Here is a 12,104-nt window from a genome sequence, read left to right as displayed (position 1 = left end):
AACGGGATGTTCACACCGATCATGCCGACCTTCACCGAACGCTGGAACTTCCTCGCATACGCGCCGGAGCCGGTGAACACGGCGGTACCGTTGCCGTACGGGTTCGCGTTGATCAACTCGATCGCCTCGTCCAGGTCGTTCACCCGCACGATCACCAGCACCGGACCGAAGATCTCCTCGGTGTAGGCGCTCATTTCGGTTTTGACGTGATCGATCACGGTCGGGCCGACGAAGAAACCATCCTCATTACCTTCCACGACCAGGTCGCGGCCATCCACCACCAGGGCGGCGCCGTCGGCCTCCGCCTCACCAACAAGGCGCACGACCTTATCCCGCGCGGCCGGGGTGATCACCGGGCCCATATCCGAATCCGCGTTCGTACCCTCGGCGACCTTAACGTTGTTCGCGCGTTCGGCGACCTTCTCGATCAGCACGTCCGCGGCGTCGCCGACGGCGACCGCGACGGAAATCGCCATACACCGCTGCCCGGCCGAACCAAACGCGGCCGCATTCAGGTGATCGGCGGCCAGGTCCATATCCGCATCCGCGAGCACGACCGCGTGGTTCTTCGCCCCGCCCAACGCCTGAACCCGCTTGCCATGGGCCGTGGCCGTCTCATGCACGTACCTGGCGATCGGCGTCGAACCGACAAAGGAAATCCCATCCACATCCGGGTGCGTCAGCAGGCCATCGACGGCCTCCTTATCCCCGTGCAGGACGTTGAACACGCCATCGGGCAGACCCGCTTCCTTCCACAACTTCGCCATCAGGATCGACGCCGACGGGTCCCGCTCGGAAGGCTTCAGGATGAACGCGTTACCGGTGGCAATCGCGACCGGCGCCATCCACAACGGCACCATCACCGGGAAATTGAACGGAGTAATCCCCGCCACCACACCGATCGGCTCCCGGAACGAATACACATCAATACCGGTCGAAACCTGATCCGAGTACTCACCCTTAAGCTGCTCCACAATCCCGCAGGCGAACTCCACAACCTCGAGGCCGCGGCCGATCTCGCCCTTCGCATCCGCCAGCACCTTGCCATGCTCGGCAGTGACAATCGCCGCCAGCTCATCCACATGCGCGGACAACAGCTCACGGAACCGGAACAAGATGCCCGTGCGCTTCGACAACGACACCTGCGACCAGGAATCCGCCGCGTTCCGCGCCGCCGCTACGACACTCTTAATATCATCCTGACCCGCCAACCGCAACTGGCCAGTGACCTTCCCCGTCGCCGGGTTAAAGACATCCTGCGTACGGTCGCCCGTACCGGAAGTCGACTCGCCATTAATGAAATGCGCAATCGTATTCGTCATGAGGTGACTCCTAGCTTGTTATTGGTACTGCGAAGCCCGCAGAGCGGGCTGGTTCTTGACGCGGGACCGTGTCTCCGCGGTGGTTTGGTCATGCGGCCGCCCATACACACTCTCCGCCCACCCAGGTGGAACGGACGGCCGTTTGGTGAATCTCGGAGCTGGCGATGGCGGTGATGTCCTGGTCGAGGACCACGAAATCAGCCAGTTGGCCTGCGGTAATGCGGCCTTTAATGCCTGCCTCGCCGGTTGCTGCGGCGGAGCCGTGGGTGTAGATACCGAGGGCCTCGAGCACGTTCAGCCGTTGTTTCGGGCCGACGACGAGTCCGTCGGCCGATTCTCGGGTCACCATGCATTGCAATGCCAGCAGTGGATTGATCGGCACGATCGGATAGTCGGAAGAGCCTGCCACCGCAATTCCGGCGTCCAGCATGGATTTATGCGCACAGGTCATCTGTGCGCGGTCCTGCCCATAGTAGGCGTTGATTTGGTGCCCGTAGAAGTGCACGAAGGCCCCGAACGGAACCGGGGTAACGCCTGACGCCTTGATCCGGTCGATGATACCGCCGTCGACAATACTGCAGTGCTCGATCCGGTGGTTGGTCCCGGTGCCCGGTGCATCCTGCTGCAGGGATTCGATCACGTCGAGCACCTTGCTGATGGCCAGATCACCGTTTGCATGGATCGCGGCGCGCAGGCCGGCGTCGTGCACCTCTTTAACCTGCTGTGCGAATTGCTCATCGCTGAGCACCTGAAGCCCATTGCCGGTGTCACTCTCCCCGGCGTAGGGTTCGCGGCAGAGACAGGTGCCGCCGCCGAGCGCCCCATCCAACATCATCTTTACACCGGCGAACTGCAGTCTGTTGTTCCCGGAGGGCCCCGGCGGCGTAGCTGGATCGAAGTAGCTGTGCCACAGCAGCATGTTTACCCGCGGGGTGAGGGTGCCGGCATCCATCGCGGCCTGATACAGCCGCTCTTCCACCGGGGTGACAATCGCGTCGCAATAGGAGGTGATACCGACGGAGTGCAGTTCGGCGTTAACTTCGGCCAGCGCCGCTGTGTGGGCGGACAATACACTGGAGTCTACAAGTGAACGCTTGCCGGTGCCCGGCAGCCACTGGTCCAACCATGCACGCTCGAACATCCAGCCGTTCAGCGTGCCATCCGGATCGGTCAGCAATTGTCCGCCGGCGGGGGAGTCCGCGGCGGAGAAGTAACCCATCAGCTCCAGCGCCCGGCTGTTGGCAACCGCCCGGTGGAAGCTGTATTGGATCAGCAGAATCGGCTGGTCCCGGGAAATGAAATCCAAAAATGCCCGGTTGACGACATCAGCCGTAAGGCGGCGGTCATCAAGTGCCTGCCCGATCACCCAAGCGCCATCGGGGACCGCCGCAGCCTGAGCGGCGACCGCCTGCCGCAGTTCGTTCGGCCCATGCACGGCGGTCAGATCCAGCCGCGCCCGGGCCAGCGCGGCCTGGGACACATGACAATGTGCGTCGTTGAAGCCTGGGACGACCAATTTACCGTCAAGATGTATATGCTCGGCGTCCGGATAGAGGTCTTCCAGTTCGGCGCAGGGGCCGGTGGCAACGATCCACCCGTCCCGGACGGCGAATGCCTCGGGTTCCGTGCCGTTCAGGGCGATAATCCGTTCGGCGATGAAGAGCCGCACCGGCTGCTCATCCGTTTGAGCCATACTACGCACCCGTATAGTATCGGTCGGCCACAGCCAGTGCCTCGTCCAGTGCTTCGATGCCTTCGCCGATCTCTTCCGGGGAGGTGTTGCACGGCGGCACGATGTGCGTACGGTTGAAGTGCGTGAAGGGCCACAGTCCGCGATTCTTGCATTCGGCCGCAAATTCGCTCATCGGCTTCGTCGCTTCGCCGGCAGCGTTGAACGGCACCAGCGGCTCGTGGGTTCCGCGGTCCCGCACCAATTCCAACGCCCAGAAGACACCGAGCCCGCGGACTTCACCCACACTGGGGTGCCGCCGGGCCAAGTCACGCAATGCCGGGCCGATGGTGTCCTCGCCCAAGGAGCGTGCGTTCTCCACGATCCGTTCTTCGTGAAAAGCGTTGATGGAAGCGACGGCGGAGGCGCATGCCAGCGGGTGCCCGGAGTAGGTCAGCCCGCCGGGGAAGGGCCGGTCACGGAAGTATTCCGCGATGGCGTCCGAAATGATCACACCCCCCAGAGGCACATAACCGGAGTTGACGCCCTTGGCGAAGGTAATCAGGTCGGGAGTGACGTTCCAGCGGTCCACGGCGAACCATTCTCCGCAACGGCCGAATCCAGCCATGACCTCGTCCGCGATCAGCATGATGCCGAACTCGTCACACAGTGCACGGACCCCGGCCAGGTAATTTGCCGGCGGCACCAGGATGCCGTTGGTGCCGACGACGGGCTCGAGGATGATTGCCGCGATGGTCTGAGGTCCTTCAACTGTGATGGTGTCCCGCAGGTGGGCAAGCGCCCGGGCGCATTCCTCCTGCTCAGTGATCGCCGAAAAGGGCGAGCGGTACAGATAAGGTCCCCAATAATGCACGACGCCGGCCATCCCCGGCTCCGAGGGCCAACGCCGGGGATCTCCGGTCAGCGAGATTGCTCCGGCCGTGGAGCCGTGGTAGCTGCGATAAGCCGCCATGACCTTGTGCCGCCCAGTCGACAGCCGCGCCATCCGAACAGCGTTTTCGTTCGCTTCAGCTCCACCATTGGTGAAGAACACCGTGTTAAGATCCCCCGGTGCCACCTCGGCGATCAGCCGGGCTGCCTCGGAACGGGCATCGTTGGCAAAGGGGGGTGCGATCGTCGCGAGTTTCCCGGCCTGTTCCTGAATCGCTGCGACTATGGCGGGATGCTGATGGCCCATGTTCAGGTTGACCAACTGGGAGGAGAAGTCGAGGTATCGGTTGCCCTCGTAGTCCCAGAAGTATGAACCGCGGCCGGACGCGATGGGAAGCGGATCAATTTGGCCCTGAGCGGACCAGGAATGAAACACATGCGCCCGGTCCAGTCGGCGCACCTCTGCTCCGGTCGCGAGGTCGGCCGGAATATGAGTCGTTGATGTCATGGAGTTCTCCTGTGAGTGGGCACCACGTGCGGCTGTCTGGTGACGAAGGCCACAGAGGCCTATACCTGCATACGACAATAGATGCAGGATTCTTCCCATACAATACTTATTTTGTTATGTTACATAAATGAGTGATCTTTCCACAGTCCTTACCGAGCGGCTGGAGAGTCGTACCGCCCGCGGTGTCGCACATGCCGTCAGCAGGGCTGTCCGCGATGGAGCGCTTGAGGTGGGTACGAAGCTGCCGCCGATTCGCACCGTTGCCAAGCAGTTGCAGGTTTCTCCCACAACGGTCAGTGCTGGCTGGTCTCTGCTTGCCCGGTCCGGAACGATCATTACCGACGGCCGGCGCGGGACCACGGTGGCCGAACTTCGCACCGGCTCCCTCCGTTACCGGCAGGCACTGGACCGGCCGACATTGTTTGACCTTGACTTGTCGACCGGCGTGCCTGATCCACGGCTCCTGCCGCACCTCGAACGGGCAGTCACCACCCTCACAGGTGCGACCACGCCAAGCAGCTACCTCGACGAACCGGTGGTGCCGGAACTGGTGTCAGTACTCCGGCCAGACTGGCCCTACGCCGCGGAGGAATTCAGCATTACCGACGGCGCAATGGACGCGATTGACTTGGCTATTCAATGTTTCTTCCGCTTCGGCGACCGGGTGATAGTTGAGCATCCGACCTTTCCGCTGCTGCTTGACCGGCTGGAAGCGGCCGGAGCTGAGGTGGTCGGAGTCCCCATGGATGAGGAAGGCATGTTGCCGGAGCCGCTCGCGGAGGCGTTGACTACCCCCGCCGTCGCCGTAATTCTTCAACCCAGGGCGCAGAATCCCACCGGAGCCTCGCTGACGCGCCGCCGTGTCCAGGCTTTGGGTAAAGTGCTGCGGGCATCCGGCACCACCGTTCTTGAGGACGATGCAGCCGGCTCCGTAGCGTGGACTGCTCCGGTGAGCCTCGGGGAGGAGGTGCCGGAGCAAACGCTTCACATCCGCAGCTTCTCCAAGTCTCACGGGCCGGATCTGCGACTCGCCGGGGTCAGCGGACCCCGCGAAATGATCCGGGACATCAATGCGCGGCGCCAGCTTGGTCAGGGCTGGAGCAGCCGTCTGCTGCAGCGTATTCTGCTGGCCCTGCTTACGGATGAAGCTGCCGTGGACCAGATATCGGCTGCCCGGCGGGAGTACCGACGACGACGTGAAGCAGTCGTTGCCGCTCTCGCCAAGCAGGAGATCGCAGTGCAGGGAGGCGACGGGATCAACATTTGGGTGCCCGTACTCGACGAATCGGCCGCTCTGGTCAGGCTCGCAAGCCAGGGCATTGGAGTGGCTCCCGGAGCGCCGTTCTCGGTCCTCTCTGAGGAGAGCGGGCATATCCGCGTTACAGTCGCGGCCGTCTCCTCAGGGGTGCAGGATCTTGCCGAAAACATCGCCATGGCTGCCCGGTCCGGCAGGTGGGCGGGCGGTCGGTGAGTGAGGGACTTTTTGCGGTTCAGTTCCTCGATGTCCCGGCGGTTGAATTGGTGTCTGAGCCATGCTCATCATGCTCAACTGAGTCTCCTACGGGACGCGACTCCTAGCTGTTGAGCAAGAGCCGTTTAGTTTGTGGCGATATGGCGTTATTAAAAACGGTACATGCTGCGCCCACGGCACCGACGTCGGTTCCAAGTACGGTGCCGTCCACCTGTACAGGGTGTATTGAATGCTCCACGGTGAGAGCGTGGAGCGCTTCGGGAACAATGTCGAGATAAACCTCGGAAAGCATCGGCCAATACGGACCTCCGAAGACGACCCGGTCAAAGTCCAGCGCGTTGGTCAGCACAGAGGCCGCCTTGGCGACCCGCCGGGCGGACTTCTCGATGATGGCGCGCGCTTGTTCATCGCCTGAGCCGGCGATTTTGCAGAGCGAAATGAATGCAGCCTCGACGCTGACCGGATCTGAAGTGTCGACAGGATCCGGGAAGACGCCCAGTTCGTGCGCCTCATTGACCAGATTGGCCGGCATGCAGGTGACGGCAAGGCATCCGCGGAGGCCACAGACACACTCAGGCCCATCGGGATCGACGACGATATGGCCGACTTCACCGGCGTTCTGGCTGCTGCCCCTAATGACCCCTTCCCCTGAAACGAGGCCCATGCCGATTCCTGTGCCGAGGTAGACGAAGACGAAGTGCTCCCGGCTGTCCCAGTCGCCGCCCCAGATTTCAGCCACCGCTGCCGCTGCAACATCTTTCTCAAGAACGACAGGAAGACCGGTTTTCCGGCTCAGCGCGTCCCTAATGGGCACATCCTTCCAGCCGTGCAGATTCGGAGGTTTGACCATTATTCCGCGTTTGGAATCAATAGGGCCGGGCGAGGCAACGCCGACCCCGATCACGCGGTCCTGATTCACCGACGCCTTGTCCAACAACTCGGTAATGGCAGTAACCATCACGTCGATGGTTACCTCGGGATCGGTCGCCGTCGGGGTGCGGACAGTCGAACGGGCCACCACTTTACCGCTGAGATCGAGGATGACGCAGGTTGTAACAGCCGGATCGAGGTGCACCCCGACGGCATATCGAGCCGTGGGATTCAGACTCAGGACTGTGCGCGGCTTTCCCCTTCCGGATTGGACTTTGCCGGATTCCACCACGAGAGATTGGTCAAGCAGTCTCTTGGCGATGTTGGACAGAGTCTGGGCTGAGAGACCGGTTGCTGCGGCAAGCTCAACCCGGCTTAGGCCACTGCGTGAGCGTCGTATTGCATCCAGAACTACGGTTTGGTTGAAATCGCCCATCCGGGGCAAATTTGTGCCCCGGCGGGCGGTAGTTCTGGGCACGGCGCTCAGCGGACGACCTCCAGTCAGATCGGTGTCTATAACCATTTTAGGCCTCGGGTGAGAACCTCAACGTGATGATTTGGAATGGCCGCAGCTCAAGTTTTGCCTCTCTGTCAGCATGAGCAGTAAGTCCACTGGCAGAAACCTCCCTTTCGAGCAGATCGGTTGCAATGATCGAAGCAACTGCAAAATCAGCCGTCACGGTGCCGCGTGCCCTGGTGCCATGGGCCTCATAAAGCCGTGCCACGACGTCGCCGCTTCCGTCTTCAGCCATCTTCACCGCTTCAACAACTATGGCCGGATTGCTGATGGTAAACAGTGGCGCGGCCGCAGGGGTGTTGACGCCGGATACGGTCCTGACGGGTAGGTTCATCCGGTAGCCTTCGCGGACGGCGTCCGGAATTGAGGCACCGATCCGCAGGGACACGTTCATGGTGTGCTCTCCCTGATCCGCTTGTGGATCAGGGAATTTGGGTGCCCTCAGCAGAGACAGCCGGACCGTCGTCGCGTTGCCGCGGGTTTCAGCAGGCGTGCGCGTGATGTCGTGGCCGTAAGTCGAATCGTTGGCAACGGCAACGCCATAGTTTTCTTCCCCGACGTGAACCCATCGGTGAGCGGCCGTTTCGAACCGCGCAGCGTCCCAGGAAGTGTTCGCGTGGGTCGGCCGAAAGACATGCCCGAACTGGATTTCAGAAGCGGCGCGATCGGCATGGACGTCAAGCGGGAAGGCCAGCTTCAACAACTTCTTTTGTTCGTGCCAGTCAACCTCTGTCGAAATGTTGATCGTGGGGTCGTCGTCTTCGAGACGGAGAGTCTGTACGAGGCGCGAAGCTCCGAATTCGCGGGTGATACGGAGTGTGTCCCGGACCTCCCCACGCTCGACTTCCAACTTGACCGCCCCGGACAGGTCTTCGGTGTTTCGCCGGTAATGCTCATCAATGTCCCAGGCATCCCACTGCGTCGGAGTATCCCGGTGCAGCTGCAGCAGGTTCGCCGTGGCACCGGCGGGTACGAGCTCGCGGTCGGCAGCGAGATCCACAATTGACCGGATGAGGCCGGCGTGGTCCACCCGCATCCGCACCTTGCCATTGTCGGCAACGAAACCGTCGTCGACCTCGGCAATCCGGTTGAACGTTTCGGCAGGAGCCGTCAGTTGTGCGGTGCCCATCGCGGGAACGCCCGACACTTCGTAGGGTGACGCGTTGATGCTGGCGGTCTCATCTCCGTCTCCAAGCAGTGCCCGCGCGGCAGTATCGATGATTGACTCCAGCTGGATGGCGACGTCGGCATAGTTCCGTTCCGCCTCCTGGTGGACCCAGGCGATGGACGTCCCGGGAAGGATGTCGTGGAATTGCTGCAGAAGGACGGTGTGCCAGATTTTCTCCAAGGCCTCCGCCGGGTATACCGCTCCCGTGCGTACTGTTGCTGTTGTCGCCCATAGCTCAGCTTCGCGGAGCAGATGCTCGGATCGCCGGTTCCCCCGTTTAGTCCGGGCCTGCGAGGTATAAGTGCCGCGGTGGAACTCAAGGTACAGTTCACCGGACCAAACGGGCGGCTCGGGGTACTCCGATTCGGCATCCTCGAAGAACGTCCTCGGGCTGGACAGGGTAACCGTCGGCGAACCCTCGAGTGATTCGACGCGTTTTGCCGCTGCCAGCATTTCCCTGGTGGGTCCGCCACCGCCGTCGCCATAACCGAATGGGACCAGGGAGGTCGTTCCGATTCCCTTTTCCGCGTACTGCTGTTCGGCCCGCGCCAGTTCTTCACCGCACAGGTCCGAGTTGTAGGTGTCGACGGGAGGGAAATGTGTGAAGATCCGAGTGCCGTCGATCCCTTCCCAGTTGAAAGTATGATGCGGCATGACGTTGGTTTCGTTCCACGATATTTTCTGGGTCAGGAACCACTTCGCACCGGCCGCCGCCACGATTTGGGGGAGGGCTGCGGAGTAGCCAAACGAGTCGGGAAGCCACACCTCTTCGCAGTCGATGCCGAATTCGCGGAGGAAAAAACTCTTGCCAGCGACGAACTGCCTGGCCAATGCCTCTCCACCGGGCAGGTTGGTATCGGACTCCACCCACATTCCACCGACCGGAACGAAATTACCCGACGCGACTTTGTCCTTCACCCGGTTGAAAAGTTCGGGGTAGAACTCTTTGAGCCATGCGTACTGTTGTGCCGAGGATGCGGCAAACACGAAGCGCGGATTCGCGTCGATAAGATCGCAAACGTTTGAGAAGGTCCGCGCCACTTTCCTTACCGTTTCACGGGTGGGCCAAAGCCATGCAGAGTCGATATGCGCGTGCCCGACGGCGTGTAGTCGGTGGGCGCTGGCGGTTGCGGGCTTGGCGAGCACCGGTTCGAGCATCGCCCTGCCCTCTGCCGCCGTCCCGGAAACGTCATCCGGATCCATGGCATCGACAACCCGGTCCAGGGCGCGCAGAATTTCGGCGCGGCGCGGGGACGACGGCGGCAGCTGCTCCAGAAGTCCCACGAGTGCGGTGAAATCCTGCTGCAGTTCCCATACCGGGACGTCGAGCAACGCGATGTCCAGTTGGTTCAAGCGGTAGAGCTGTTCGTCGCCTGCAGTCACCTTATCGCCGTAAGGGGTGGGCGTGAATACGAAATCCTGGGCGACATTCGGATTCGCTGCAGCTTCGATGTACAAGTCGACAGCGCCGTCGTCGTTGGTATTAAGGGGTACGGCACGGTTGAGCGGCTCAACGGCTTTAACAATCCGGCCCGTGGGAGTGTACACAGTTCCCTCTGCCTGAAAGCCGGATTGTGCGCCCGTAAAGCCGAGATCGACTACCAGTTCGGCCCGGGTATTGGCCTCCGCTGCCCACTGCGGAGGAATGGACCCTGTGGCATGGAACCACACCGTGCCCCAGGGCCGTCCCCAGGCTGAACCCATGGAGAGTGGGAGGAAGGAGTTGCTTACCGCTTCTGTGAAGGGCACCGGCTCGTCCGGGACTTCCCACGCGCTGACATTGAGCGGCGTAGTGCGGCGGTACATCGCTGGGTCGAGCCGTTCGGCGCGGAACCGGCGTATGCGCGCTTCCACGAGGGAGCTGTTGTAGTGCATGGGGGAGTACCTTTCGGTGGTGGAGTTGCGTAGGAAAAGTCGGTGTTGCAGGTAATGTGCGCGCAGCAATCAAGCTCGGTGACGTTCAGCCTTTCAGGGCTCCCGCCGTCGCAAATGAACCGCCGATGCCCTTGCTGACGATCACATAGAGGACGATTACGGGGATCGAATACAGCAGGGAGAAAGCCGCCAGCTCGCCGTAGGCGATGCTTCCGTACTGACCGAAGAAGTTGAAGATCGTCACGGCTGCCGGCTGCCGGCTGCCGGTTGCTTGTGGCTGGAAAGTAACAGGATGAACGGGATGAAGAAGTTTCCCCAGGCCTGGATGAACACGAAGATGAACACCACGGCCAGGCCGGGGCGCATCAGCGGAACAACTACTTTCCGCAGGGCAGTCATGGCGCTGGCGCCGTCGATCCAGGCAGCTTCTTCAAGGCTGATCGGAACCGAGTCCATGAAATTCTTGGTCATCCAGATCGCCATCGGAAGGGAGGTTGCCGCCATGAAGAGGGCGACAGCGGGTACTGAATCGAGCTGCCCGAGGCGGACGAACATGCTGTAGACAGGGACCATCATCGCCGTGATTGGCAGGCATGTTCCGAAAAGCACCCCATACATGAAGGGCTTGTTGTACCGGGCTTGATATCGCGAGAGTGGGTAGGCGGCCAGGACGGCTGCCACCACAGTGACGACGGCGCAGCTCGCCGAGAGCAGGAAGCTGTTCCACAGCGGCCACAGTGTTTGCTCTGGCGTGAGCACCGCGGTGAAGTTGTCGAGGGTGAGGCTCTCGGGAGCTGCCAACGACGCCGTTGCACTGGTATCGACGGAGGCCAATACCAGCCAGGCGAGCGGCAGGAGAAAACTGACCGCAATCAGGATGAGGACGGCCGAGGACACACCCTTCGACGTTGATCGCCGAGGTGAAGCTATAGACAAAGTCATGGTCAATCTTTCCCGGGCTTGAGGACACGGATGTATATGAGCGAGAAGACCGCTCCGATGAGCAGCATTACTGTCGCGATGGCTGTTCCGTAGCCGACTTTGCCCAATCCGAACGCTTCGAAGTAGGCGAAGAGTGGCAGCGTTGTACTCTTCTGGTTCGGTCCACCGCTGGTCATGACGAAGATCAGCGTGAAGACCGAGAGCGTCTGCAGCGTAATCAACATGAGGTTGGTGGAAATGCTGTTTCGGATGACAGGCAGGGTGACAAAGAGGAGGCGCTTCCACCCACCCGCACCGTCAATGACAGCAGCCTCGGTGATCTCGGGTGCGACGTCGTTGAGGGCGGCTTCGTAAATCATCATCGAAAAGGCTGTGCCTCTCCAGATATTGGCCAGGATAATGGCGAACATTGGATAGGCGAACAGCCAGTTTGGGCCCTCAACGCCAGTAATTCCGAGCACGGCATTGAGGGTGCCGTCCTGACTGAAAAATGCATAGCAGGCAAAGGCCGCCACTATCTCAGGAAGGACCCAGGCGCTCACGACAGTCGTTCCCACGAACGATCGGACTACCTTCGGTGCCTGCGCCATCAGGATTGCCAGTGCCAGTCCGAGGAGGTTCTGTCCGATGACGGCCGAAGCCAGCAGGAATATGACGGTGAGCAGCAGTGCGTTCGGGAAATCGGGGTCCGTCAGCAGGGTGGTGTAGTTCTCAAAGCCAATGAATTCAGGATTGGCGGCGCCGGGGCCGGTGAGGGCTGCGCTGGTCAGCGAGCCATAGACCGACCAGATGACGGGCCCGAGGAGGAAAACCGCCAGAAGTGCGATGGCGGGCGCGAGCGGGAAGGCACGTCCAACGGCACGACGGCGGG

7 protein-coding genes and 1 pseudogene are annotated in these 12,104 nt (G+C 61.5%); 1 reads left to right on the top strand and 7 read right to left on the bottom strand.

Annotation, left to right across the window (positions count from 1 at the left end):
- The 3 genes from Y707_RS0100385 to Y707_RS0100375 form a co-directional block, all read right to left on the bottom strand.
- Positions 1-1,322, bottom strand: a 1,322-nt coding sequence (locus tag Y707_RS0100385; protein WP_026533650.1) for a CoA-acylating methylmalonate-semialdehyde dehydrogenase, incomplete at its 3' end; no start/stop codon positions are given.
- 88 nt (positions 1,323-1,410) lie between these two features.
- Positions 1,411-3,015 carry an amidohydrolase gene (locus tag Y707_RS0100380; protein ID WP_026533649.1) on the bottom strand — a complete coding sequence of 535 codons (1,605 nt, stop codon included), beginning with the start codon at positions 3,013-3,015 and terminating at the stop codon, positions 1,411-1,413.
- Between the two features lies 1 nt (position 3,016).
- A complete protein-coding gene (locus Y707_RS0100375; RefSeq protein WP_026533648.1) occupies positions 3,017-4,390 on the bottom strand; it encodes an aspartate aminotransferase family protein in 1,374 nt (457 codons plus the stop codon).
- A gap of 127 nt (positions 4,391-4,517) precedes the next feature.
- Here Y707_RS0100375 and Y707_RS0100370 point away from each other — a divergent pair, with 127 nt between their 5' ends.
- Entirely contained in the window at positions 4,518-5,861 is a 1,344-nt protein-coding gene (locus Y707_RS0100370) for an aminotransferase-like domain-containing protein (protein WP_026533647.1), read from the top strand.
- A gap of 103 nt (positions 5,862-5,964) precedes the next feature.
- Here the strand turns inward: Y707_RS0100370 and Y707_RS0100365 are convergent, their stop codons facing one another.
- The 4 genes and pseudogenes from Y707_RS0100365 to Y707_RS0100350 form a co-directional block, all read right to left on the bottom strand.
- Complete coding sequence (locus Y707_RS0100365) at positions 5,965-7,167, bottom strand: ROK family transcriptional regulator (RefSeq protein ID WP_026533646.1); 1,203 nt, start codon at positions 7,165-7,167, stop codon at positions 5,965-5,967.
- 88 nt (positions 7,168-7,255) lie between these two features.
- Positions 7,256-10,291, bottom strand: a complete 3,036-nt coding sequence (locus tag Y707_RS0100360; RefSeq protein WP_026533645.1) for an alpha-mannosidase — start codon at positions 10,289-10,291, stop codon at positions 7,256-7,258.
- 85 nt (positions 10,292-10,376) lie between these two features.
- Positions 10,377-11,233: pseudogene (locus Y707_RS22205) on the bottom strand (carbohydrate ABC transporter permease).
- Positions 11,234-11,235: 2 nt separating this feature from the next.
- The coding region (locus Y707_RS0100350) for a carbohydrate ABC transporter permease (RefSeq protein ID WP_026533644.1) at positions 11,236-12,104 on the bottom strand (869 nt) is incomplete at its 5' end.

It is taken from the genome of Arthrobacter sp. H14, assembly GCF_000520495.1.
Taxonomy (GTDB): domain Bacteria; phylum Actinomycetota; class Actinomycetes; order Actinomycetales; family Micrococcaceae; genus Arthrobacter_C.
The sequence above is the reverse complement of the archived record's forward strand: the minus strand, read 5'-3'. Positions and strand labels throughout refer to the sequence as shown.

Excerpts from the sequence above, each read along its gene's own strand:
- Y707_RS0100380 (WP_026533649.1), bottom strand. The coding sequence starts at position 3,015 with ATGGCTCAAACGGATGAGCAGCCGGTGCGGCTCTTCATCGCCGAACGG.
- Y707_RS0100375 (WP_026533648.1), bottom strand. The coding sequence starts at position 4,390 with ATGACATCAACGACTCATATTCCGGCCGACCTCGCGACCGGAGCAGAG.
- Y707_RS0100370 (WP_026533647.1), top strand. The coding sequence starts at position 4,518 with ATGAGTGATCTTTCCACAGTCCTTACCGAGCGGCTGGAGAGTCGTACC.
- Y707_RS0100365 (WP_026533646.1), bottom strand. The coding sequence starts at position 7,167 with ATGGGCGATTTCAACCAAACCGTAGTTCTGGATGCAATACGACGCTCA.
- Y707_RS0100360 (WP_026533645.1), bottom strand. The coding sequence starts at position 10,291 with ATGCACTACAACAGCTCCCTCGTGGAAGCGCGCATACGCCGGTTCCGC.